Raw genomic sequence first — 24,969 nt, forward strand, 5'->3', positions numbered from 1 at the left:
TTATTTTTACAACCTTAAACAAGGTTATGGGTTAATATTAAAATCTTCTGTGTTGTTGCGTGCTGTCAAACACCGCTTTTAAAATTTCCTTTTCGATATTATCAAAAGGCAATTCTCGCCTTGCAAACACCTTTTCTGCCGTCTCGAACATTTTTGTGATACTGTAAACCTCAAATCCACTCGCTCCACCCCAAGCAAAATCTGGTATAAAATTACGTGGAAAACCAGCACCAAAGATGTTGGCACTAACACCCGCAACTGTTCCGGTATTAAACATGGTGTTGATGCCACATTTGGCATGATCGCCCATAATTAAGCCGCAAAATTGAAGACCTGTTTTTCGGAAACTTTCCTTTTCATAATCCCAGAGTCTTACGTCTGCATAATTGTTTTTTAGGTTAGAGTTATTACTGTCTGCACCGATATTACACCATTGGCCCAGCACTGCATTGCCCAAGTAGCCCTCATGGCCTTTTGAGGAATACCCCCAAATTACGGCATTATTAATTTCGCCACCAACCCTACTAAACGGGCCTATAGTGGTATTTGGGTAGATTTTAGCACCCATCTTTACCGATGAACCCTGGCAAAGGGCAAAAGAACCCCTAATAATACTACCTTCCCAAACCTGGCTATCTTTCCCTAGGTAAATTGGCCCTTGTTTACTATTAAAAATGGAACACTCAGCTGTAGCGCCTTCTTCAACAAAAATATCGTCACCTAAAAAAGTGTTTGTACTGCTTAAACTGGCAGATGTTTTACCCTTGGTTAGCAATGCAAAATCTTTTCTTATTTCACTACCATTGTGGGTGAAAATATCTTCAGGATAGTTAATCTTTAAAATAGGATTTGGATAATTTATTGGCTTAAGTGTCCTGGCGTAGATCAGGTCGTACTTTTCGCCTAAGTAAGCAATAACAACATCATCTTTCAATAAGACTTCACCCCCACTTAATTTGCTCACTGCAGAAAGCAAACCTTCATCAGGACAAATAGAACCATTGATAAAAAAATTGGCCTGAGTAATCGAAGCATATTTAGCCGAAAGATAATCTTGAGTAGCAAAGCCAAAATCGGCATTTAAATTCTTCGCCCATTTTTCTGCAATGGTTAAAATTCCAATTCGTAGATCGGCCACAGGCCTTGTAAAAGTAAGGGGGCGGAGAGATGCCCAACTAAAATCATCAAATAGATTGATTTTCATTTGCGTAAAGTCGTTTTCAATGGAAATGAAGCTATCATAATTTAATATAGTTTTTGAACGTGTGAAAAATTATGATGGTGTCATAAGCAGCAAAAATAAAAAAAGTCCCGATGCTTTTGGCAAAGGGACTTTAAAAAATGCTTTTTACGGCTAAAATTATTTCTTAGCGTAACGGTTTTTGAATTTATCGATACGTCCAGCTGTATCAACCAATTTCATTTTACCAGTATAAAAAGGGTGTGAGGTGTGTGAAATCTCCAACTTATAAAGTGGATATTCGTTACCATCTTCCCATTTGATAGTTTCTTTAGTATCTACGCAAGATTTTGTTAAGAAAGCATATTCGTTAGACATGTCTTTAAAAACAACTGGTCTGTAGCTTGATGGGTGCAAATCTTTTTTCATTTGAATATTATTTTAGTTATTTAAGTGAAAGCATCAAGAACATTTTTGCAATTTGCTGGCAACAACGCTTATGACCTTCCTGTTAGTCTTTTTTATCTCTATTTTAGAGGATGCAAATATCTTAATTTTATTTCTTAAATACAAGAGCAAAATAGAAATTTAAATTAGCCGATTTTGAACTTCCGGTTTATTTTAAACATTTATCTTTTATATTTATTGTTTTAACCATTCCCTTCATTGTAATGAACAGAAGAAACTTTATTAAGAGCAGTTCTGCGGCAGGTTTACTTGCAACTATTGCTGTACCGGCATCTGCCTCATTGATTAATGAGCATTCGGAAAGTAACGATTTTCGTGACGATTTTGATTTGAACGAAATGACAATTTCGCAGTTGCAAGATTTTATGAAGACTGGCAAAACATCATCGAAAGCCTTAACGAAAGCATATTTAAAAAGAATTGAGCAAATTGACAGGAATGGTATTAAGCTTAACGCGGTGATTGAAATTAACCCTGATGCTTTGACAATAGCTACCGCCATGGATGATGAAAGGAAAAATGGTAAAATAAGAGGCATGTTGCATGGAATTCCGGTGTTAATAAAAGATAATATTAATACTGCTGATAAAATGCAAACTACGGCAGGCGCCCTGGCATTGGCTGGTAACATAGCCACCGAAGATGCCTTTATTGTAAAAAAACTAAGAGCTGCAGGTGCGGTAATTTTAGGGAAAACAAATTTAAGCGAATGGGCTAATTTTCGCTCTACAAGATCGTGCAGCGGATGGAGTAGCCGAGGCGGACAGACAAAAAATCCATTTATATTAGACAGGAGCCCAAGTGGTTCGAGCTCTGGTTCTGGTGCTGCAGCCTCTGCTAACCTCTGTGCTATAGCTATTGGCACGGAAACAAATGGATCTATAATTGCACCATCATCTTATAATGGCCTGGTTGGGTTTAAACCTACTGTTGGCTTGCTGAGTAGGAGCGGAATTATTCCTATCTCTAAAACACAGGATACCGCCGGACCGATGGGTAGAAGCGTAACAGACGTTGCTATTTTATTGACAGCCTTGGCCGGTGTAGATGAAAATGACGAAGTAACAAAAAACAGTAAAGGAAAAATCGAAACTGATTATACGGCCTTTCTAAAAGCAGACGCACTCAACGGAAAAATAATAGGTATTGAGAAATCGTTTCTAACTGGGCATGAAGGTGTGGTTAACCTGTATAAAGATGCAATAGCAAAGTTGAAAGCGCTTGGCGCCCAGGTTGTTGAGATAGAACTTTTAAAAGAGTTGAGGGTAATTGGATCTGCGAGTTTTACTCTTTTACAATGCGAATTTAAAGATGGTGTTAATGCTTATCTATCTAAAGCAAATGCAAAAGTAAAAACTTTAACAGATGTTATCGCTTTCAACAAAGCCAACGAAACTACTGCGATGCCTTATTTTAAACAGGAAACCTTAGAAAGCAGCAATAAAGCACCTGATTTAAAGAGCAGTGAATATGCTGGTGCGCTGGAAAAAGTCCTGTCATCGAGAAAAATTATTGAAGACATTATGGCGAAAAACAAGTTAGACGCGATTGCTGGAACAAGTTATGGTATTCCATCGGGTATCGATCTGTTTAATGGCGACTATAGCAATGGTTTCTATTTCTGCTCGCCAGCGGCTATGGCAGGTTTTCCACATATTACGGTGCCAATGGGAAGAATATACGAGTTACCTGTAGGTTTATCTATAATGGGTTTGGCATACGAAGAATCTAAAGTGTTAGCCCTCGCCTATGCCTACGAGCAAGCAACAAAACATAGAAGCGCACCTAAATTCATCAAATCATCAAATTTTTCTTCTGGGATTTAAGCGGGGGGATATCGTTTGCAAAATCATTTGCTGTATTTCTTCCATGTTTCTACTTTGGCAAGCTGCCGCTTAATGTATACCTCAGTAATGATATCGGCAGCGCTCTGCCCTTCTGCATTTTCCAGAAGGGTTTTCACTTGGTACTGATCTACATCGGCTTTGTATAAAATCTGGACGAGTTTCGGAAAATCATGATCAATGAGGTATTCGAATTCTGCTACCAACACGCTGCGTAAATCGTTCTCAGATAGGTTTTCATTAAGATCGAAATCTTTGCTTACAATTTTTATGAGCAACATAAATAATAATTTCAGATGGCCTGGGCAATACGATAAATACTAAGGACTACCGCCCAAAGTGCAATAAACCTGATAAAAGCGAACACGAAGCGAAAGCCTTTTCGGCTGAAAGCGAAGTAAAGCGGTTAGCAGGACTACACAAAGCGATAACAGGCCGAGCGTCCGTTTTCATAAAAATCTCACCTATTTACAAACGTGATGAATTCAAACATCGAAATACAAAATCGATTTTCATAGCTGATTTAAACCCATGCAATTTCCTGACAGAGTTCTATTAACACCCCATTTGTATTTTTAGGATGCAGAAAACAAACCATTTTATTATCTGCCCCTTTCTTTGGCGCATCATTTAGCAAGGTAAACCCAGCGGCTTTTAAACGCTCCATTTCTTGTAAAATATTATCTACGGCAAAAGCAATATGATGAATTCCCTCCCCTTTTTTGGCTAAAAACTTCGCTATAGCACTATCATCTGATGTTGCCTCCAATAACTCTACTTTATTGTCGCCGGTTTTAAAAAAAGCTGTATTTACATATTCAGAGGCAACATTTTCAGTTTTATAACAGGATGCATTGAGCAGAATTTCGTAGAGTGGAACCGAGTTACTTAAACTATTAACGGCAATTCCAATATGTTCTATCTTGTTCATGGATTAAAAAGGTTGGTTAAATGTAAAAATGCATGTTTTATCGCTAACCTCATAGCTAGAAAGTACAATTGTTAGGAAAGTTTTTTTGTATCTTTGTACAACGTAAAGCAGAAAAGCGAAAGCCATTAGCTTGAAACCTGAAGTTATAAATGCAGGTTTTAACTTTCGGTCGTTAACCCACCTGCTTAATTTTAAAACAATTTGAAGAATGAAACAGCCGATATATTTAGATAATAACGCCACGACGCCTCTAGACCCTAGAGTTTTAGAAGCGATGCTACCTTACTTTACTGAGAAATTTGGGAATGCAGCAAGCCGTAACCACGCTTTTGGTTGGGTGGCTGAAGAGGGAGTAGATTACGCTCGTGAGCAGGTAGCCAAACTAATCGGCTGTACTGAAAAAGAAGTGATTTTTACATCTGGCGCTACCGAGGCCGATAACTTAGCCATTAAAGGTGTGTTTGAGATGTACAAAGATAAAGGTAACCATATAATTACTGCCGTTACGGAACACAAGGCGGTATTAGATACCTGCAAACATTTGGAAAAAAATGGTGCAAGGGTAACTTACCTGGGCGTTAAAGAAGATGGTTTAATCGACTTAGCAGAATTAGAGGCTGCCATGACTCCCGAAACGATCTTGGTTTCGATTATGTATGGAAATAATGAAATTGGCGTAATTCAACCAGTAAAAGAAATCTCTGCTATTGCACATAAACATGGTGCATTGTTTATGACAGATGCTACCCAAGCGGTTGGAAAAATACCTGTAGATGTGAACGCTGATGGTATAGACCTAATGGCTTTTAGTGCGCACAAAATGTACGGACCTAAAGGTGTTGGTGCACTTTATGTACGCAGAAAAAACCCAAGAGTTAAAGTTACATCGCAAATGGATGGCGGTGGCCATGAGCGTGGAATGCGTTCTGGCACTTTAAATGTTCCGGGTATTGTTGGATTGGGTAAAGCTTGCGAGCTTTGTCGCGTAGAAATGGAAAGTGAAGCAGCACGCCTGTCGGCACTTCGCGACCGTTTAGAAACCACGCTAAACAAAATGGAAGAGAGCTATGTTAATGGTAATACGCAATACCGTTTACCTCATGTAGCTAATATTTCATTCAAATATGTGGAAGGTGAAGGCTTAATGATGGCGATGAGTGATTTGGCTGTTTCGTCTGGATCTGCTTGTACCTCCGCATCTTTAGAACCATCGTACGTATTGAAAAGCTTAGGCTTATCTGATGATTTAGCACATTCTTCTATCCGTTACGGTTTAGGTAGATTTACAACTGAAGAGGATATTGACCACGCAATTGAAATTACGCAAAAGGCAGTTAATCACTTAAGAGAACTTTCTCCGCTTTGGGAAATGTTTAAAGAAGGTATTGATTTAAGCAAGATTGAGTGGGCAGAACACTAATTGGAGTTACGATTGTAGATTGACGAATTACAAATTCAAATCTCAATCAAATAAAAATAAAGTTTAATAATTTACGAATGAAGGTGAAAACCAGAGTCGTAAATCTAAAATCTAAAATATTATGGCATATTCAGAAAAAGTAATTGACCATTACAACAACCCACGTAATGTAGGTACATTAAATAAAGACAGCAAATTTGTTGGAACTGGACTAGTTGGTGCGCCAGAATGCGGCGATGTAATGCGTTTACAAATTGAAGTTGGAGAAGATAACGTAATTACCGATGCTAAGTTTAAAACCTTTGGTTGTGGTTCTGCTATCGCATCTTCTTCCTTAGCTACAGAATGGTTAAAGGGAAAAACAATTGACGAGGCCTTATCTATTGACAATATGGATATTGTTGAAGAATTAGCTTTACCTCCGGTTAAAATCCACTGCTCGGTGTTAGCAGAAGATGCTATTAAATCTGCCATAAACGACTACCGCGTTAAAAATGGCTTAGAAGCAATTGCGTTAGAAAAATCGCACCACTAAACAGAATTTAGATTAACGAATTAGGATTTGTATTCGTTGAAATCTGAAATTATAAGTCTGAAATCTTAAATAAGATGATAACTATTACAGATAAAGCAAAAGAAAAAATCACGCATTTAATGCAGGATTCTGAAATGGGAGCTGATTACTTTTTACGGGTTTCTGTAAAAGGTGGTGGCTGTTCTGGTTTGTCTTACAATCTTGATTTTGATAACGAGGAACAGAAAGGCGACCAGTTTTTTGAAGATAAAGGAATAAAGATTGCATTAGATATGAAGTCGTTCCTTTACCTGGCCGGAACCGAATTAGATTTTACGGATGGATTAAATGGTAAAGGTTTTAATTTCGTAAATCCGAATGCAAGCCGTACTTGTGGTTGTGGCGAAAGCTTCTCGGTTTAAAAAATTATTTTTAATATACTAAGGCTCCAAATTGTGGGGCCTTTTTGCGTATTTAAGCATTTTGTTTTTATCAAATAGAAGGTGCGAGAAAACATGTATAGAAACTTTCTGGGCGTGTAGCTGTGGCAAACCTCCGTATTTTCCTTTTTTAAACCAAAAAACATTATTATTGTTGATTAAATGAATACCAAATAAAGAGCAATGCCATTAATTAACGAATTTTCGACAGTTCCAACCTTATTGAGAAATGTTGTAAAAAACATTCATAAACCAGAAGAAACTTTCCTCATCCACAAACAAGGTACAGAATGGAAAGAAATATCTTTCGAGGATACTTTGAAAAGAGCGGATGCAGTATCTGCTTTTTTCCTTGAAAAAGGCGTAAAAAAGGGCGATCGGTTGGGGTTAATGATAGAGAACTCACCTGAATATGTATATTTTGATCAAGGAATCCAACAGATCGGTGTGATTAATGTATCGATATATCCTACCTTATCTGAGCAGGAAGTTGCTTATATCATGAATGATTCTGGTATAAAGGCCATTTTGGTAGGAAATAATTTCCTTTACCGGAAAGTTTTAAAGGTTGCTGCCAACTGCAAAGCGCTTAAATATATTATTCCAACGTTCAAAGATTTCGAGAAGGTTTCCATACCCGTTGATGTAAATGTTGAGGTAATCGCTTTCTCTGATATACTGGCTTTGAAACACCAGCCAACCGCATCTGAACGTGCCGAAATCGATCAATGCAGAAGTTTAATTGAGCCGCATGATGTCTCGTCATTAATTTATACTTCTGGCACAACTGGAACGCCCAAAGGCGTAATGCTTACCCATTATAATTTTGTTAAGAATGTCGAAGTCTGTTTACAACAAATTCCGGTGATCGATCAGAATGAAACATTTTTATCTTTTCTACCGCTCTCCCACGTGTTTGAGCGCACAGCTACCTACCACGTATGTTGCGCCCAGGGATGTAAAATTGCATTTGCGCAGAGCCTAGAGCTCTTAGCTAAAAACATGGGCGAAGTTAAACCAACGGTTATGAGTTGTGTTCCCCGGCTTTTAGAGCGTATTCACGACAAAGCCATAAAATCTGGTACTTCTGCGGGCGGTACAAAAGCCAAAATATTTACCTGGGCTTTAGAAACAGGAAAAAATTATCGGGTTGCCAAAGAGATGGGAAAAAATCCCGGGCTTATCCTTACAGGTAAGAAAGCTATTGCCGAGAAATTGGTATTCAGTAAAATAAAAGAAAAAACAGGTGGCCGCTTAAAGTTTATGATTTCTGGTGGTGCGGCGCTTCCTAAAAACGTGGGCGAATTTTTTGGAGATTTAGGCATCAAAATTCTCGAAGGCTTTGGCCTAACGGAAACTTCTCCGGTAATGTCGGTTACAGAATACCACCGACAAGTATATGGAACCGTAGGCCGTATTATACCAGGTATCGAAGTGGCCATACAAGATGTTGAAAGTAAAGAAATTATTAACATACAAACCCACCATACCTTTAACGAAGAGTTTGAATGTGCCGAAGGCGAAGTGATTGTAAGAGGCCATTGTGTAATGAAAGGCTACTTTAACAAGCCTGCAGAAACAGCTGAAGCCATTGATAACAACATGTGGTTTCATACGGGCGATATTGGTAGATTTTATAAGGGTAATCTTCAAATCACCGATCGTTTAAAAAACATGATTGTAAATGCTTATGGTAAAAATGTGTATCCAACCCCTGTTGAGAATATCTATCTTAAGAGCCCTAAAATCGATCAGTTATTTTTAATTGGCGATAAACGCGAATTTATTACGGCAATCATTATCCCAAATAGGGAAACACTTGAAGAAACTTTCGGGCTTAAGGCTGCTTTTTTTGATGAAGAAGATCCGTTTATCCGAGATCCCAAAATAATCGACTGGTTGTCACAGGATATAAAAAAGATTTCCAACGAACTGGCCAAATTCGAGCGCATTAAAAACTTTAAAATCAAGAGAAATCCATTCGATATTGACGCAGGGGAAATTACCCCTACCCTTAAAGTGAAGCGTAGGGTGGTAGAAAAGAAATATGCTGATGCTATTGATGAAATGTATGAAGAAGGAGTAGAAGCAGACTCTTAGAGGTAAATGCTTGACAAAAGCAACATCAATTGTCGATTGTGAACTAATTTGTGCCAGATTTACAACTGGCGTTCAAATGAATGCGGTGTAGTAGATTTTTCAAAGTTTAGGATTAATATTGTGAACTAAACAATGAGGAATGACTGCATTCATTTCCTTCAATATTAGGTGGTACGTTTTAGGAGTGATTCTGTACCACCTTTTTAGATTCTATGCTTTCTTACAGCGGGATAGCATTTGAAATTTAGCATCAGATCATTTAAAATCTTCATAATTCCGTAAAATTATCTATCTTACTAATTCGTTGGCAAAATTGTATTTGCCACCAATGCGATTTTGAATAGTAGGATATGGTTATCATTAATAGTTTTGAGGAGTATAAAGCTTATCTAGGAAAGCAAATAGGTTTGTCTCAGTGGCATCAAATCGATCAGGAACAGGTAAATAAATTTGCAGCCGCTACGCTAGATTTTCAATGGATTCATCTCGACCAGAAGAAAGCTAAAGCTGATAGTCCTTTTGGAACCACTATTGCCCACGGATACTTAACCTTATCGCTAATCCCCTACTTGTGGAAACAAATAGCAGACATTCAAAACGTTAAGATGGAAGTAAATTACGGCATTGAAAAATTTAAATTCAACAAAGCCGTTCGGGTAGACGACGAAGTTCAGCTTACTGCAAAACTGATATCCATTTGCGATTTAAGAGGAATTACTAAGGTAACCATTGAGGCCAACCTGAACATAAAAGGTGAAACTAAAACGGCATACACCGGTAACGTTATTTTTCTCTACCATTTCAACTAGGAATGGCGCTGTAATTATAGATTAAGGCATGAGCTGCATACCAAACAAACATCACAAAGTCTATTTCTATTAAAAATTGCTAATCACTTCAAGCAATAGCAATTACTATTATTAAACAACTTGCAAAATCATTACTTTTGCAAAAAATACCCACAATGAGCATAGGTTTATCAGAACAAGAAATATTACGACGTGAGTCGTTAAAACAATTACGTGAACTTGGTATTGAGCCATATCCTGCAGAATCTTACGATATAAACGTAAGCGCCGCAGATATTTTGGCCAATTACGAGAAAGATAAAACTGCTTATAAGACAGTTAGTTTAGCCGGCCGGATTATGGGTCGTAACATTATGGGTGCTGCATCATTCGCTGAGCTGCAAGACGCCACTGCAAGAATTCAAATTTATTTGAAACGCGATGAACTTTGTCCTACAGAAGATAAAACTTTATACAACACTGTTTTTAAGAAACTATTAGATATAGGTGATTTTATCGGCATTAAGGGTTACGTTTTTACAACACAAACAGGAGAAATTTCTATCCACGTAACCGAGCTTAAAGTGCTATCTAAATCACTGCGCCCATTGCCAATTGTAAAACGCGATGATGATGGTAATGTGTACGACGGATTTACTAACCCAGAGCTGCGTTATAGAATGCGTTATGTAGATTTGACGGTTAATCCCGATTATAAACAGATTTTCATTAAACGCAGCAAGGTGATCAACACCATGCGGAATTATTTCGATAACCAAGGCTGGATGGAAGTTGAAACACCAATCTTGCAACCCATCCATGGAGGCGCTGCAGCACGTCCGTTTGCAACGCATCACAATACGCTCGATATGCCACTTTACCTGCGCATTGCGAACGAGCTTTACTTAAAGCGTTTGATTGTAGCAGGGTTTGATGGAGTTTATGAATTCGGTAAAATGTTCCGTAATGAAGGCATGGACCGTACGCACAATCCAGAGTTTACATCAATGGAAATTTATGTAGCTTACAAAGATTATATCTGGATGATGGCCATGGTGGAAGAATGTTTAGAGAAAGTGGCCATTGCTACAAATGGTTCTGCTGTGGTAAAAGTTGGCGAACACGAAATTAACTTCGAAGGGCCGTACGAAAAACTAACAATGTACGAATCCATCCAGAAATATACCGGAATAGATGTTTCTGCAATGAGTGAGGATGAAATTGCGCAAACCTGCAGAAATTTAGGTATCGAAATAGATACCACTATGGGCCGCGGTAAATTAATCGACGAGATATTTGGCGCTAAAGTAGAAGCAAATTTGATCCAACCCACATACATCACCGATTACCCTTTGGAAATGACACCTCTGGCTAAAAAACACCGTACGGAAGAAGGCTTAGTAGAACGTTTCGAGCTTTTTGTAAATGGTAAGGAAATTGCAAACGCTTATTCAGAGCTAAATGACCCTATAGATCAGAAAGAGCGTTTCGAAGATCAGTTAAAGCTAGCCGCCCGTGGAGATGATGAAGCAATGGCTATGGACGATGATTTCGTACGTGCTTTAGAATACGGCATGCCACCAACATCTGGTTTAGGAATTGGTATCGATAGATTGGTGATGTTAATGACCAACCAAAGCACCATTCAAGAGGTATTATTCTTCCCGCAAATGCGCCCCGAGAAAAAGAAAATCGAACTTAATGCAGATGAAGCCCAATTATTTAACTTGGTAAAAGAAGGTGAGCAATATTTGCTTAGTGACATTAAAGCTCAATTAGCAGATTGGAGCAATAAAAAATGGGATACAACGCTTAAAGCACTAACAGGAAAGGGAGTACTAAAAGTAAATAAAACGGAAGAAGGTTTGTTTTTATCCCATAAATAAAGATCGAATCTAATTCATCTTAACACAAAAATAACATAAACTTAAAAGGCTTGCTAACAATAGTTTAGCAAGCCTTTTCTATATTTACTGGAATTTAAATAATTACCATTAATTATGAGTATTTCCAGTCTAGAAATTAACGAAAGAGAATATTGCATCAAATTAAATAAAGACGCCTTCGATCTTACCTTGGTGCGCCAGTTAATTAAACGCATACAAGCAGAAGCCTTCTTCTTTTCCAAAGTGCAAGCTGAAGAAGATGACATTCTAAGCAAACGTGCCGAAAGAGAAGATTTTGAAGGATTTGATTATTTAGGCGACAAATAGATTCGCTCCGTAGTTATTTAGCGATGCAAATCCTTAATCTACATCTAAGGTACCTTCCACAGAATCATCCATCGTTTTGCCACTTATTACCGAGGCAGCCATTTTCAAAAATGCTACTGCTGTGCCGTGTTTAGTATCCCAGTAATAACCTTCAGATGGAATCACTTTAATTAACGTAATATTCGGATCGTCTTTACCACCCTGGAACCAGGTTTTAATAAACGGGCTCCAAAGTTCATCAATTTTGGCCTGATCTCTACTAATTTCAGAAATGCCGTAAATATTCACAAAACCAGAGTGTGCGCCTGCTTGAAACATTAAGTGCGTAAATGGATCGCTACCAATCTCATCGTTCTTGTGGCTATCTTTCATACTCATAAACCAGATATTTCCTTCATCATCTACTTGTTGTATGGCCATAGGCCTTACAGATAAAGGTACTCCTGTTTTAATGTTCGTACAAAAAAAGCAACTTTCAGCTTTATCTGCCAGTTCTTTCAACTTGCTTACGGCAGCTTCGCCGCCCAAATCTTTAATATTGTCTTGTTCTTGAGTATTGTTGGTACTTCCTTCTTGCGATGTTGCCATGGGTATGTGTTTTCTTTAAACTACAATACAAAGCGCCGTTTGGTTTTTATTTTTCTTTTAGAAAAGCAAATTTCTACCAATAAACAAAGCAAGACCTGCTATCGCTATTATCTTTTTGTGCTCGTAGGTAAAAGCCTTTGAAGTTTGCTGCAACAAAAAGTATAAGCGCTCTATCAGGTTTAAAGGAAGAGGCTTGTACAAACTAAACCGTGCTATCGCCCAAAGAAGCTTTACTGGCAGGGCATAAAAAAAGCCGATCGTTAATCGGCTTATTACTTATCAATACTATCTATATCTTACTTGTTGTTGTTTATCAAACATCCCAAGTTGGTCTTTCATTTGTTTAATCTGGTCGGCCAGCAATTTGTTTTTATCGGCCTTTTTGGCTTCTGCAAGGTACATCGTTGCTTCGCGTTTATTGCGTTTGGCCATTGCTATACCTGCTAAACTCAATTTTGCTAAAGCAACATTGTGTTCCATTTGCATCCCTAAGTTTAAGGCTGTTTTAAAATATTTTTCCGATTTCATTGGCGAAGTTCTGCTTTCAATTAGTCCCACCAATAAATTGTAATAACCATGTTGTACCTTAATAAGCTGGCGTTCGTAATTTGTAATCCGATCTAAGTACATTTTGGCCTTATACATATTATCTTTTCTAAGAAACCATTGTGCCAAAAGCATGTTCTCATTAAAGAAATAAGTTACCAATACAATTAAGCTTAATAAAACGGCCAATATTCCCCAAGGCCAAAACCCAAATATAAATAAAGCTACTGCGCCACCCAGTAAAGCAAACCCCACAATTAATCTGATAAAATTTGGCATAAATTTCTATTGTAAATATTTTTTTCTGCAAATATCGTTTTTAAATGGCACAAATTAGATTTTAAAATAATAATTTCATTAAAAATTTCACAGACAAAACAATTCATTATATCCATATGAAAATTCTTTTATCACTAACCCTAATTGTATTCGCAATGACCGTTTCTGCACAAGAAGTAAACAAAAAAATCCACGATCAGGCCAAGAGCAAAGACATATTAATCAACCGGTGCACCAGAGATGGAGTTACGAGTTTTCCGGAGTTCAAAGAAATGTACGATCCGCTTTACGAATCCTATACACCAGATTCAGCAACGATCGTAGCACTTAAAAAAGTAGTTAAAAAAGAGAAAATAAAAATTGTTTTTGGCACATGGTGTGGCGATAGTAAAGTAAATGTTCCACATTTCTTCAAGATTCTGGATTTGTTAAATTTTAAAGAAAAGAACGTTGAGATTGTTGCTGTAGATGGGCATAAAAAGGCAGAAAATGGAATCCTAGACGGACTAGATATTCAAAGAGTACCCACATTCATCGTGTTCGATAATAAAGGAAAGGAACTGGGCCGCATTATCGAAGGACCAACAACGACATTAGAGGGAGATCTATTGGCAATCTATAAAAAGAAACCTTAAACTATTAAGACCCAACTTTGGTTAAGTAAATATCATTGTTTGAAATTAAATTGTTGTTTAAAAATATTGTATGTCTGTAGCATTAGAGCCGGGTTGGTTAGCCGTTTTACACCAAGAGTTTGAAAAAGATTACATGAAAAGCCTTAAAGCTTTTTTAAAACAAGAAAAGGACGCTGGTGCTTTAGTTTATCCGAAAGGCAGTGATATCTTCAATGCTTTAAACACCACCCCTTTTGATGAAGTTAAAGTGGTTATTCTGGGTCAGGATCCTTATCATGGAATTGGGCAGGCGCATGGACTATCGTTTTCAGTACAAAAAGGTATTGCAATACCACCATCCTTAAAAAATATTTATAAAGAACTGGAAACAGATATCGATGGTTTTATTGCACCGAGGCATGGTAACTTGACTCAATGGGCAACCCAAGGTGTGCTGCTGCTAAATGCAACGCTCACCGTACGTGCATCAGAAGCGGGTTCGCATCAAAACCGAGGTTGGGAGATCTTCACCGATGAAATTATTAAATCAATTTCAGAGAAAAAGAAAAATATTGTATTCCTACTTTGGGGAAAATATGCACAACAAAAAGCTGCGTTAATAGATCAGAAGAAACACCATATTTTAACTGCAGCCCACCCTTCTCCTTTTTCAGCCTATAATGGATTCTTAGGGTCTAAACACTTCTCCAAAGCCAACCAATTGCTTGTTCAAGACAACATCAGCCCGATTGACTGGAAATTATCTGACTAATGAAGGCTTACCTCATCAGCGGACTTGGTGCAGATAGCAGAATTTTCGCCAAGTTAGCATTGCCCTCACATATTGAAATAAGCCATATAGAATGGATTACGCCAAATAGTGGAGAAAAATTATCCGACTATGCTGCCAGGCTTAGTAATGCCATCGATACTAAACGTCCATTTATTCTAATTGGTGTATCATTTGGGGGAATGTTGGCTGTAGAAATAGCCAAAATATTTAAGCCGATACTAACCATCATCATATCCAGCACCATTTACAGCAAACATTTACCGCTTACTTACCGGATCGTTGGTCGACTGAATCTAACCCAGTTCATCCCTTCTTCACTGTTCAAATCCGCCAATAAATTCACCCAAAACTTTTTCTTCGGAACCAAAACTAAGCAAGAGAAAAAGTTGCTGAAGACAATAGTAAACGATACTGATCCTATGTTCCTGAAATGGGCAATTAGCAGCATTGTTACCTGGCAAAATCAAACTCGTCCCGAAAATCTGCATCTTATCCACGGCAAAGCCGACCGCATTTTATATTCAAAACAATCGAAACCAGACTTTTGGATAGAAGAAGGAACGCACTTCATGGTATACCAAAAAGCTGATCAGATATCAAAAATCATCAGTGAGCTGGTATCAGGGATTCGATGAATGATTTATAGGGGATGATTAAGTAAGAATTTACTAATATTCTAAAGGCACTATCGGCTCTTTCTTTGTTGTAGACATAATCATCATGGTTTGGAAAGTCTTAACAACAGATATCTTGCTAATTTTTTCCATTATCAATCGCTCGTACGATTTGATATCTTTCACATATACCTTCAACAAAAAATCTGCCTGTCCGGTTACATGGTGACACTCCGTAATCTCTTTAATCTGGTTTACTTCGTCTAAAAAGATCTGGATCGTATTGTTTTTATGAAAATCTAATTGAATTTGTATAAAGGTTTTAATTCCAAGACCTAGCTTTTCCTCGTCAACTAAAGCATGATAGCTTTTGATGTAACCTGCCATCTCTAATTTGCGCACACGCTCTAGCGTTGGCGCAGGAGACAAGCCAATTTCTTGTGATAATAGTAGGTTCGTAATTCTACCGTTTTCTTGTAAAATTCTTAAGATTTTAAAATCAATCTTATCTAATTCTGATGCCATATTAATTCAAAGGGATTTGTAAGACAAACATAACCAAATTATATTCTAAATTTTAACATAATTTATCTAATATATTCTAACAAATAATTTTTAGATTTACCTAAAAATTAAATTAGGTACATAAAAATGCAAAGCTTTACAGAAGAGAACTATCTTAAAATTATCTATCACCTTGCAGCGCAGACAAATAATGTGCAAACAAACGCCATTGCAGAGCAAATGCAGACTAAACCTGCCTCGGTTACCGATATGATTAAAAAACTGGCAGATAAAGGGTTTGTAGACTATGTTAAATACCAAGGTGTTACACTTACTGAAAAAGGCAAAAATGCAGCAATAGATATTGTAAGAAAACATAGACTATGGGAAGTATTTTTAGTTGATAAGCTCAATTTCAAATGGGATGAGGTGCATGATGTAGCAGAAGAATTAGAGCATATTAAATCTAAGGCCTTAATCGAACGTCTTGATGAATTTTTGGGTTTTCCGAAGTCTGATCCGCATGGAGACCCTATTCCAGATAAAAATGGCCGGTTTGCTAAAACCCAGTTTACTAAATTAATTGAGTTGGCTATTGGTGATACAGGTACCATTACTGGTGTTAGTCAGCATAGTTCGGCATTCTTAAAGCACCTGGAAAAATTGGGTTTAACACTTGGAAAAGAGTTAACCCTAACCGACGTTACTGATTTCGACGGTTCTGTGGAAATATTGGTAGGCGAAAAACACATTAACATAAGCAGAGAAGTTGCAAAACACATTTTAATTAGCAATAATGGCAAAAACTGAATCACTTAGCGAAGTTCACCAAAGTGTAAGCACCGATAAACGAAAAGGCTGGCGCCGTATTTTAGCATTCATTGGCCCTGCCTACCTGATTAGTGTTGGTTATATGGACCCAGGCAACTGGGCTACCGATTTAGCCGGGGGAAGTAAATTCGGGTATCAGTTAATATGGGTCTTACTCATGTCTAACCTCATCGCACTGCTTTTGCAATCGCTGAGTGCGAGACTTGGTATTGTTCGGGGTTTAGATCTGGCACAGGCATCCAAACAGGCTTATCCACGTTGGGCAAACATTCCATTATTTGGTTTGGCACAAACGGCAATCATTGCTTGCGACCTTGCGGAGATTATTGGCATGGCCATCGGTTTACAATTGCTATTTGGCTTGCCATTAATCTGGGGAATTTCAATAACTATTTTCGATACAATTCTTCTGCTTTTCCTTTTAAACAAGGGTATGCGGGCTATGGAGGGCTTTATTGTTTCAATGGTATTTATTGTAGGGCTCTCATTTTTGATAGAAATGTTTATCGTAGAACCTTCGCTAAGAGAAATTGCGAAAGGCTTTGAACCATCGATACTCAATGGCGATGCCCTTTACATCGCCATCGGAATTATTGGGGCAACAGTAATGCCACACAACCTCTATCTTCATTCATCCTTAGTACAAACCCGCAAAATTGAAAAAACCAATAAAGGCATTAAAGAAGCATTGAAATTTAACCTTATTGATACCTCAATTGCACTAAACCTGGCATTCTTCGTAAACGCGGCAATTTTAATACTTGCAGCCGCAGCATTTTATAAAAACGGCATGCATCAGGTTGCAGAGATTCAAGATGCACATAAGCTTTTAACTAACATTTTCGGCAACATCGCACCTACTTTATTTGCCATCGCTTTAATTGCAGCCGGGCAAAGCTCCACTGTAACGGGAACTTTGGCGGGTCAGATTATTATGGAAGGACACATTAACCTGCGTATTCAACCCTGGCTTAGGAGGTTAATTACCAGATTGCTTGCCATTGCTCCAGCATTTTTCACCATCCTGCATTATGGCGACGATGCCCTGGGCGGATTATTGGTGCTAAGTCAGGTGGTGTTAAGTTTGCAGTTAGGCTTCGCCATCATTCCGCTAATTCACTTTACATCAGATAAAAAACTGATGAAAGATTTTGCCATAAAGACCTGGGTTAAAGTATTGGCTTGGGCAAGTGCTGCTGCCATTATCGCATTAAACGTTAAGTTGGTAATCGAAGAAATATCGGGCTGGGCAGCAGAAGCTAACAACTGGTGGATTTATGTCATCGTCATTCCGACGCTACTGTTTGTTGTGTTTTTGCTATTCTACGTTTTCTTCCATCCCTTACTACAAAAGAAAGATTTACTAAGGCAACTTGTTCCCCATGGGGACGCCTTAGACATCGGAGAAATTGAGAAGATGAGCTACACGAAGATTGGAATTGCAGTAGATTTTTCAAAAAATGATCGGAATACCATCAGACATGCATTAATACAAGGCGGTAAAGACGCACATTATTACCTTATCCATGTTGTAGAAACGGCTGCAGCAAGGTATCATGGCCAAGAAGTTATGGATCATGAAACTGAAAGCGATGCAATGAATTTGGAGAAATATAGAATGAACCTGGCAGATTTAGGCTACGATGCCACACCATTTATTGGGTTTGGAAGCACGGCTAAATCCATCGCCGAAATTAGTAATAGAAATAGAATTGAGCTCCTGGTTATGGGCGCACATGGTCATAAAGGCTTAAAAGACTTAATCTTCGGAACCACTGTAGACTCGGTTAGACACAAAGTAAACATACCGGTTCTCATCATTAGGTAATTACTTTTTAACTGCAGGAAGTATTTTTTTTATACTCCCATCGCCAGAGTGGTACGTAATTAGTTTATTAGCCTTCGAGTAAAGATACATGGCCGGATATACCGATGGCAAGAAAGTGAGGATAAACAAATGGTTTTTGTCTTGCAAAACCGTAACGTTTGGTTTCGTATTTAAACCCTTGGCGTAGGTTTGGAAAAATTGAGGAATGATGTAAGCCTCATCCAAAGTGATTAAATAAATATTGGTGTTCTTGAATTGAGCATAATTAGCATTTAACAATTTTAGCTCTCTTTGGCAATGCTCGCAAGTACAATCAAATAAGATCAACAAATTGTCTTTATCTGTTTTTAAGTCTTTATTGGTAAAGGATTTACCATCAAGCTTGAAAAAGGTGAATTGAGGTAGTATTTTTGGCTGCTGTGCCAACCCTTGAAAGCTGACACAAAAGAGTATAATAGCGAGTAGGTGTTTTAACTTCATCATCATTTTAAATATCAAAAATAGGCAATATCTAATAAATAAATAATATTCTGGCAGCTTTTACAAACAGATGAATTTCTACTTTGTTACTGCTAATGGCAAATATGAAGCTAATTAAATCTAAAATAACATCAATTTTTAGGATATTTGCAACCCAGGAATTAACGCCATTTAAGTGTAGATGAAAAATCTACATCCATATAACAGCATTTAAGGTTTGAAAAACGACATCAATATAAAAAACAAGCGAGCATATTTTGACTACAATTTACTGGATAAATATGTAGCAGGTATTGCACTTTTAGGCACCGAGATCAAGGCTATCAGGCAAGGCAAAGCAAACATGACTGATGCCTTCTGCACCTTTATTGGACCAAACCTCTATGTACGAAACTTACATGTATCTGAATATAGCCACAGCTCCTTTTATCATCACGATATTAAACGAGACCGGGCGCTACTTCTCCAAAAAAAGGAACTTAGAAAGCTTAGGTTAAAAGGAGAAGAAAAAGGTTACACCATAGTACCGCTTCGAATTTTTGTAAACGAAAGGGGTTTCGCTAAAATTGAGATCGCATTAGCACAGGGAAAAAAAGAATTTGATAAACGCGATAGCATTAAGGACAGGGACACCAAAAGGGAGTTAGACCGGGCAATGAAGCGTTAACAACCATCTGCAACCCTTGGTGCCAATGAGTTCGTGTTTACCAGGCCTGATCGCCAACCAATGGTACAAACCTGAAAGTATCTAATACAATCTTTTCATAATCGGTATCACTAACCCTAATTACCGTAACCATTTTTTGCGTTTTTTCATCACCCACCGGGATGACAAGAATTCCGCCTATTTTAAGTTGTTTCAATAAAATTTCTGGCACTAACGGTGCCCCGGCGGTTACAATAATCTTATCATAAGGCGCATGTTCGGCAACCCCCTTAGATCCGTCGCCACAATAAAAAATTGGCTTATATCCCATTCCAGGCAACACTTGAATGGTACGGTTATAAATATTTTGCTGCCTTTCAATGGTGGTTACCTGCGCACCTAGCTCCATTAATACACAGGTTTGGTAACCCGATCCGGTGCCAATTTCCAAAACCTTATCGCCAGGTTTAATGTGTAATAGCTCGCTTTGGTAAGCGACAGTATAAGGCTGGGAAATGGTTTGCCCATCACCAATAGGGAAAGCAATATCCTTATAAGCTTGGTTCCAAAAAGTTTCGTCGAAGAAGAAATGACGCGGAACTTTTCCAATCGCTGCCAATACATGCTTATCTTCAATTCCGCGAGATTTTAGCAATTCAACTAGCTTTTTTCTCGCACCACGTTCTCGGTAATTATCAACAAATTTATAAGCCATGAAGTCTCAAAATTAGTTTTTTTAAACGGCGATTCAAGATAAAGAAATTAACAATTTCGTAAGTAACAGAAAATTAAAACATTAATTATTTAGTAAGGATCGACGTCTACCTGCGTAAAAACGCCTTTAAATTCTTTCGTTGCATTAAATTCTGTAAGCGTTTGCCGAAGAACATCTTTAACCTTCTGAATGGCCGTATGCCTATCTGCCTTAATAATAATCTGTTTAATGTATAAGTTGCGTACCCTGCTTACGAGTGGTTGTTCGGGACCCAATACACGTTGACCGAATTTAGCTTTAAGGATATTGGCGAGGTTGAAAGCTGCATGATCTAAAACCTGGGCATCCTTGTGTTTTACATAAAGAAAAATCATTCTTGAAAAAGGCGGATAAAGGAACCTTTCCCTCTCTGCAATTTCATCCTGGTACATCCCTTTATAGTCGTTATCTACAACCTGTTTAATAATTCGATTTTCAGCATCATAGGTTTGGATACATACGTTGCCTTGATCGGCCCTCCGCCCCGCTCTACCAGCTACCTGCGCCAATAGTTGGTAACTGCGTTCATAGGCTCTAAAATCCGGATAGCCCAACAGTGTATCAGCATTTATTACACCAATCAGGTTTAAGTTATCGAAATCCAGACCTTTTGCCACCATTTGCGTTCCAATTAAAATATCAGTCTTCTTCTCCTGGAAATCGTTTAAGATTTGCTGCAAACTGTTCTTGTTACGCGTACTATCCATATCGAGGCGGGCAACTGTTACTTCAGGATAAAGCAACTTCAATTCTTCTTCGATCCGCTCGGTGCCGAAACCTTTTTGCGATACGTGAACTGAACCACAAGCAGGACAGATATTGACCGTACTCTGTTGATATCCACAGTAATGGCAATGGAGTTTACCACTGCTCTTATGGTAAGTTAAGCTTACATCGCAGTTAATGCATTTCGGGGTATATCCGCAGGTGGCGCAAATCAAAATGGTAGCATAGCCTCTTCTATTCTGGAATAGCACAATTTGTTCTTTTTTAGCCAGCGCCTGATCAATATCTTTAATTAAAACACTGGAAAAATAAGAAACCATGGTTTTCTTTTTCGTCTCCTCAGAAATGCTGACCACCTGCTGATTTGGCAACTGAACACCTCCAAATCGCTCATTCATCTCCACAAGAACATATTTACCATTCAAAGCATTATAATAGCTCTCCAGGGACGGCGTTGCAGAGCCAAGAATTACTTTTGCGCCATGCAAATGTGCGAGGTAAATAGCAGCATCCCTGGCTTGATATCTTGGTGCTGGATCGTATTGTTTATAAGAAGCCTCATGTTCTTCATCAACAACAATTAATTTTAGTTGCTGAAACGGTAAAAAAACTGCAGATCTGGCCCCTAAAACTACTTTATAGGAACCTGTACGCACTTTGTTCCAGATTTCTACCCGCTCGCTATTATTAAATTTGGAATGATAAACGCCAATAGCATTACCGAAATAGCGTTTAATACGTTCTACTATCTGGGTGGTTAAAGCAATCTCTGGCAATAAAAAAAGCACTTGCCCATCAGTTTTGGCTATAATTTGTTCGATTAGTTTGATGTACACTTGCGTTTTGCCAGAGGCCGTAACGCCATGCAGCAACACAACATCTTTTTCTTCGAGGCCCTTTTCAATAAGCGACAGCGCATGCGCTTGCGATGAATTAAGTTGAAAATTGATGCTGAATTCATCGTCATGCGAACCTAACCTACTTACCGGCCGCTTCAAAACAACGAACACTTCTTTATCTGTTAATGCCTTTAAAGCCGCCGGCCCGCAATTGCTCTCCTCCAATAACTGCTCTTTAGAGATCGGTAGGTTTTGCTTCTGTAATTTCAGGTATCCCAGTAGTGCATCAAGTTGTTTTGGCGCTTTTTCCAATAGTGCAAACAGCGCCTTCAAATTTGCTTCTTCTTGGTAAAACTCATTTAGTAGAACAAAAGATTTTAGCAAAGGCTTGTATTTCTGTACCACCTCCTCGGCTACGTAAATCAGTTCTTTTTCTAGCAAGGCGCTAATTAGGGGATAAACCGTTTTCTGCCCTAAAAGCTTAGAGACATCGTTCACCGTAAGTTTCTGCTGATTCTTTAATGCCTGGAGGATAATTTCTTCCTTCTCGGTCAGCTGAACATCGTTACTAAAATCTTCACGCAAAATCAAAATGGTTTCACTTGCTAATTTTAAGCTGGCTGGTAAAGCTGCAGCCATTACATCGCCCTCGTTGCACATGTAATAGCTGGTCATCCATTTCCAGAAATCTAGCTGTGTAGCGGTAACTATAGGCGATCCATCAATTACATCGATAATATATTTCGCTTCGTACGCACCTGGCGGATCTTTTGAAATACTAGCAATAAGCGCCGTATAGATTTTGTGCTTTCCAAACTGCACCACTACCCTTTTGCCCACCTCTACCAAACTGTTCAGATCGAAAGGAACCCTATACGTGTAGTTTTTTGCTAAAGATAAAGGCAAGATAACTTCCACAAAAAGTGTTTCTCTTTCTGCAAAAAAATCGTTGTTCAAATTATCCATTATTTATCTTTAACAGCTGCGAAAAAAAGCATTACCCATCCTAAAACAAACAGTAAACCACCAATTGGCGTTACTGGTCCGATTAGATCTACAAAAGACAGGTGTAAAATACTTCTGGTTGCCAGTAGATAGAGCGACCCCGAAAACAACACAATGCCAAAAGTGAAACAAAAATATGCAATGTTTACCAACTTGTTTCTATATCGGGCGAAGGTTGATAAATACAACAATGCGAAAGTATGATAAAACTGGTAGTCTACACCTTTCTGCCAAATATCTAAGGATGAAGCATCTACAAGAGTTTTTAAGCTATGAGCACCGAACGCACCTAATAAAACAGCAATAAATCCAAAAAATGAAGCGGTTAATATTATTCGTTTATTCATAAATTTTGCTCGAAACAATCGCTAAATTAATAAAATGACAAAGAACTTCTCACTAATCAATGTAATAAATTAAATTTGTTGCACAGCGAATGAGAAAGATTATAATTTTAGTTAGCACATTATTTATTGCAGTTGCCCTAATGGCATACCTGTATTTCTCAAAATTAGGTAATGATAACGATGCAAAAGATCTGGCCTTACAATCTGCAACCAATAATGCTGCCCTACTTTTTTCGTTTAAAAACGACAAAGGCTTCTACGATATCATCAGCGGCCAAAATCTAATTCAGCAGGTAATTGGCAAAGAGAAGTCTGACATGCTAAACCAGGTAAAGTCTCAATTTATTGACAATGGTGCATTTAACAGATTTATCCACGATCAGCAAGTTTACATCAGCATTTTACCTGATACCAATAAGAAACTCAACTTTCTATTCACCGTGCAGATGAATGCCGACCAAGATATAAATCTGCTTAGCAGGCAGCAGGCTTTTCAGAAAAGCTTTATCAGCGTAGAAAAAAATGTCTATCGCAGCCAGGTTAACGACAGTTTAAGTCTTTATCTCGGCATTCAGGGTGAAGTTGTTACCATTTCCGCATCCCTAAAATTGGTTAAAGATGCAGCGGTTCGTCGTGTTGAAAACCCATTTACGGATTATATAAAAGCAGCTAACCAGGTAAACAAAAATATTCTAGCCAATATTTACATTAATTTTAACCAAGCGCCATTGCTCCTTAAGAATATCCTTTCGACAAAGCTAAGTGGTGAACTAGCCATCCTTAATCACCAAGATAGTTATGCTACTTTGAGCTATAACTTTAGCAAAGAGAAAATTCTTTTTAACGGCAATACTGAAATCAAATCTCCTGATAATTACCTCAAGCTTTTTGAACAAACCTCGCCGCAAACCAGCGATATACAAAATGTTTTACCAGCGAATACCGCCAACTATGTTATTTACGCATACGATACCTATTCTTCTTTCAGACAAAAATTATCCAACTGGCAGATAAAGACCAAGGTAGATGTCAAAAGAGAGCAAGTAATAAAAAGCGTTAAAGTGCAATACCGAACAGATTTAGACCAGATATTTCCGCTTTACGCAAAAAATGAATTTGCAACCTTCCAACTTAGTACAGGTGAAAAATTAGCTGCTATAAAATTAAATAATGGCGAAAAGGTGAAACAACTGCTGCTTGATGTAAGTGCAGACTATAGCGAAGACATTAAAATATTTAAGTCATCAGATATCCTGTATAGCTACTTTGGCGAACCATTGCAAAAATTTAGTCGGCCTTTTTATACCATAACAGATAATTATATCATTATGGCTAATAATGCTAGTACCGTTGCCTCATTTCTAAGGAGTTACAGGCAAAATCTCCTTCTGACCCGCCAGGCGGCATACCTAGATGCGTTAAATCAATTGGCTAATACAGCAAATGTTAGCTACTATGTTAATTTAAAAAATTCCAAAGGTATCCTCAAAGGCAACCTTTCACCATCCTATTTTAAGCAAGTTACCGACTCAGGTGGGTTAGCCAATTTTGATACCTTTTACTACCAGATGAGTGCAGATGGAAATAAGTTTTTAACCAACGTGCTTTTAAACAAATATTTGCCGACCGAAATACCAGATTCGCTACGTAATCGTTAATAAACCACGAGCCACAAAT

At 38.0% G+C, this 24,969-nt stretch carries 26 protein-coding genes; 15 read left to right on the forward strand and 11 right to left on the reverse strand.

The window, feature by feature from the left end; genetic code table 11:
* Window positions 1–37: 37 nt before the first annotated feature.
* Window positions 38–1,204: a GlmU family protein gene (locus tag OQ268_RS11870; RefSeq protein ID WP_265856363.1), complete on the reverse strand. Its 1,167-nt coding sequence runs from the start codon at window positions 1,202–1,204 to the stop codon at window positions 38–40.
* Between the two features lie 156 nt (window positions 1,205–1,360).
* Window positions 1,361–1,609: a type B 50S ribosomal protein L31 gene (locus OQ268_RS11875; protein WP_010601831.1), complete on the reverse strand. Its 249-nt coding sequence runs from the start codon at window positions 1,607–1,609 to the stop codon at window positions 1,361–1,363.
* A gap of 242 nt (window positions 1,610–1,851) precedes the next feature.
* Here OQ268_RS11875 and OQ268_RS11880 point away from each other — a divergent pair, with 242 nt between their 5' ends.
* The gene (locus tag OQ268_RS11880; protein WP_265856364.1) at window positions 1,852–3,474 is read left to right on the forward strand and encodes an amidase; all 1,623 of its coding nucleotides are present in this window, start codon (window positions 1,852–1,854) and stop codon (window positions 3,472–3,474) included.
* 23 nt (window positions 3,475–3,497) lie between these two features.
* On the opposite strand, the gene OQ268_RS11885 is transcribed toward OQ268_RS11880, so the two are convergent.
* Together OQ268_RS11885 and mce are read right to left on the reverse strand one after the other, a co-directional pair.
* On the reverse strand, window positions 3,498–3,773 hold the full coding sequence (locus tag OQ268_RS11885) for a hypothetical protein (RefSeq protein WP_265856365.1): 276 nt from the start codon (window positions 3,771–3,773) through the stop codon (window positions 3,498–3,500).
* A gap of 242 nt (window positions 3,774–4,015) precedes the next feature.
* Window positions 4,016–4,423: a methylmalonyl-CoA epimerase gene (gene mce, locus OQ268_RS11890; RefSeq protein WP_265856366.1), complete on the reverse strand. Its 408-nt coding sequence runs from the start codon at window positions 4,421–4,423 to the stop codon at window positions 4,016–4,018.
* 208 nt (window positions 4,424–4,631) lie between these two features.
* Here mce and OQ268_RS11895 point away from each other — a divergent pair, with 208 nt between their 5' ends.
* From OQ268_RS11895 to OQ268_RS11925, 7 genes are all read left to right on the forward strand, one after another.
* On the forward strand, window positions 4,632–5,843 hold the full coding sequence (locus OQ268_RS11895; RefSeq protein ID WP_265856367.1) for an IscS subfamily cysteine desulfurase: 1,212 nt from the start codon (window positions 4,632–4,634) through the stop codon (window positions 5,841–5,843).
* 121 nt (window positions 5,844–5,964) lie between these two features.
* Window positions 5,965–6,378 carry a Fe-S cluster assembly scaffold IscU gene (iscU, locus tag OQ268_RS11900; protein ID WP_090496050.1) on the forward strand — a complete coding sequence of 138 codons (414 nt, stop codon included), beginning with the start codon at window positions 5,965–5,967 and terminating at the stop codon, window positions 6,376–6,378.
* A 74-nt stretch (window positions 6,379–6,452) separates the two neighbouring features.
* Window positions 6,453–6,779 carry a HesB/IscA family protein gene (locus tag OQ268_RS11905; protein WP_265856368.1) on the forward strand — a complete coding sequence of 109 codons (327 nt, stop codon included), beginning with the start codon at window positions 6,453–6,455 and terminating at the stop codon, window positions 6,777–6,779.
* A gap of 201 nt (window positions 6,780–6,980) precedes the next feature.
* Entirely contained in the window at window positions 6,981–8,897 is a 1,917-nt protein-coding gene (locus OQ268_RS11910; RefSeq protein ID WP_265856369.1) for an AMP-dependent synthetase/ligase, read from the forward strand.
* 350 nt (window positions 8,898–9,247) lie between these two features.
* Window positions 9,248–9,706, forward strand: coding sequence for a MaoC family dehydratase (locus tag OQ268_RS11915; protein ID WP_265856370.1), 459 nt, complete (start codon window positions 9,248–9,250; stop codon window positions 9,704–9,706).
* Between the two features lie 155 nt (window positions 9,707–9,861).
* Complete coding sequence (lysS, locus tag OQ268_RS11920) at window positions 9,862–11,571, forward strand: lysine--tRNA ligase (RefSeq protein WP_265856371.1); 1,710 nt, start codon at window positions 9,862–9,864, stop codon at window positions 11,569–11,571.
* 114 nt (window positions 11,572–11,685) lie between these two features.
* Window positions 11,686–11,898: a hypothetical protein gene (locus OQ268_RS11925; protein ID WP_265856372.1), complete on the forward strand. Its 213-nt coding sequence runs from the start codon at window positions 11,686–11,688 to the stop codon at window positions 11,896–11,898.
* Window positions 11,899–11,931: 33 nt separating this feature from the next.
* Here the strand turns inward: OQ268_RS11925 and OQ268_RS11930 are convergent, their stop codons facing one another.
* Both OQ268_RS11930 and OQ268_RS11935 read right to left on the reverse strand, forming a co-directional pair.
* On the reverse strand, window positions 11,932–12,486 hold the full coding sequence (locus OQ268_RS11930; RefSeq protein ID WP_265856373.1) for a pyridoxamine 5'-phosphate oxidase family protein: 555 nt from the start codon (window positions 12,484–12,486) through the stop codon (window positions 11,932–11,934).
* 285 nt (window positions 12,487–12,771) lie between these two features.
* Window positions 12,772–13,311, reverse strand: a complete 540-nt coding sequence (locus OQ268_RS11935; RefSeq protein WP_265856374.1) for a DUF2892 domain-containing protein — start codon at window positions 13,309–13,311, stop codon at window positions 12,772–12,774.
* Window positions 13,312–13,427: 116 nt separating this feature from the next.
* Between OQ268_RS11935 and OQ268_RS11940 the strand changes: the two genes are divergently transcribed.
* The 3 genes from OQ268_RS11940 (at window position 13,428) to OQ268_RS11950 (ending at window position 15,353) form a co-directional block, all read left to right on the forward strand.
* The gene (locus tag OQ268_RS11940) at window positions 13,428–13,946 is read left to right on the forward strand and encodes a TlpA family protein disulfide reductase (protein WP_265856375.1); all 519 of its coding nucleotides are present in this window, start codon (window positions 13,428–13,430) and stop codon (window positions 13,944–13,946) included.
* A 70-nt stretch (window positions 13,947–14,016) separates the two neighbouring features.
* Window positions 14,017–14,697, forward strand: a complete 681-nt coding sequence (gene ung, locus OQ268_RS11945) for a uracil-DNA glycosylase (protein WP_265856376.1) — start codon at window positions 14,017–14,019, stop codon at window positions 14,695–14,697.
* Entirely contained in the window at window positions 14,697–15,353 is a 657-nt protein-coding gene (locus OQ268_RS11950; protein WP_265856377.1) for an alpha/beta fold hydrolase, read from the forward strand. The genes ung and OQ268_RS11950 overlap by 1 nt, the downstream gene beginning before the upstream one ends.
* A 33-nt stretch (window positions 15,354–15,386) precedes the next feature.
* On the opposite strand, the gene OQ268_RS11955 is transcribed toward OQ268_RS11950, so the two are convergent.
* The gene (locus OQ268_RS11955; RefSeq protein ID WP_010602066.1) at window positions 15,387–15,857 is read right to left on the reverse strand and encodes an Lrp/AsnC family transcriptional regulator; all 471 of its coding nucleotides are present in this window, start codon (window positions 15,855–15,857) and stop codon (window positions 15,387–15,389) included.
* Between the two features lie 126 nt (window positions 15,858–15,983).
* On the opposite strand from OQ268_RS11955, the gene OQ268_RS11960 reads away from it, so the two are divergent.
* Both OQ268_RS11960 and OQ268_RS11965 read left to right on the forward strand, forming a co-directional pair.
* Window positions 15,984–16,646, forward strand: coding sequence for a metal-dependent transcriptional regulator (locus tag OQ268_RS11960; protein ID WP_265856378.1), 663 nt, complete (start codon window positions 15,984–15,986; stop codon window positions 16,644–16,646).
* On the forward strand, window positions 16,633–18,495 hold the full coding sequence (locus OQ268_RS11965) for an Nramp family divalent metal transporter (RefSeq protein ID WP_265856379.1): 1,863 nt from the start codon (window positions 16,633–16,635) through the stop codon (window positions 18,493–18,495). The genes OQ268_RS11960 and OQ268_RS11965 overlap by 14 nt, the downstream gene beginning before the upstream one ends.
* Here OQ268_RS11965 and OQ268_RS11970 read toward each other — a convergent pair whose 3' ends face one another.
* Window positions 18,496–18,978 carry a TlpA family protein disulfide reductase gene (locus tag OQ268_RS11970; RefSeq protein WP_265856380.1) on the reverse strand — a complete coding sequence of 161 codons (483 nt, stop codon included), beginning with the start codon at window positions 18,976–18,978 and terminating at the stop codon, window positions 18,496–18,498.
* A 214-nt stretch (window positions 18,979–19,192) separates the two neighbouring features.
* Between OQ268_RS11970 and smpB the strand changes: the two genes are divergently transcribed.
* Window positions 19,193–19,642 (forward strand): SsrA-binding protein SmpB, encoded by a 450-nt coding sequence (gene smpB / locus OQ268_RS11975; RefSeq protein WP_265856381.1) that lies wholly within the window; start codon window positions 19,193–19,195, stop codon window positions 19,640–19,642.
* 37 nt (window positions 19,643–19,679) lie between these two features.
* Here the strand turns inward: smpB and OQ268_RS11980 are convergent, their stop codons facing one another.
* The 3 genes from OQ268_RS11980 to OQ268_RS11990 form a co-directional block, all read right to left on the reverse strand.
* Window positions 19,680–20,336 carry a protein-L-isoaspartate(D-aspartate) O-methyltransferase gene (locus tag OQ268_RS11980; RefSeq protein ID WP_265856382.1) on the reverse strand — a complete coding sequence of 219 codons (657 nt, stop codon included), beginning with the start codon at window positions 20,334–20,336 and terminating at the stop codon, window positions 19,680–19,682.
* 89 nt (window positions 20,337–20,425) lie between these two features.
* A complete protein-coding gene (gene priA / locus OQ268_RS11985) occupies window positions 20,426–22,906 on the reverse strand; it encodes a replication restart helicase PriA (protein ID WP_265856383.1) in 2,481 nt (826 codons plus the stop codon).
* Window positions 22,906–23,292 (reverse strand): DUF423 domain-containing protein, encoded by a 387-nt coding sequence (locus tag OQ268_RS11990; RefSeq protein ID WP_265856384.1) that lies wholly within the window; start codon window positions 23,290–23,292, stop codon window positions 22,906–22,908. Before OQ268_RS11990 ends, priA begins: the two co-directional genes overlap by 1 nt.
* Before the next feature lie 89 nt (window positions 23,293–23,381).
* Between OQ268_RS11990 and OQ268_RS11995 the strand changes: the two genes are divergently transcribed.
* Entirely contained in the window at window positions 23,382–24,950 is a 1,569-nt protein-coding gene (locus OQ268_RS11995; protein ID WP_265856385.1) for a hypothetical protein, read from the forward strand.
* Window positions 24,951–24,969: the final 19 nt, after the last annotated feature.

Source organism: Pedobacter sandarakinus, from assembly GCF_026240095.1.
In the GTDB taxonomy this organism is placed as follows: Bacteria; Bacteroidota; Bacteroidia; order Sphingobacteriales; family Sphingobacteriaceae; genus Pedobacter; species Pedobacter sandarakinus.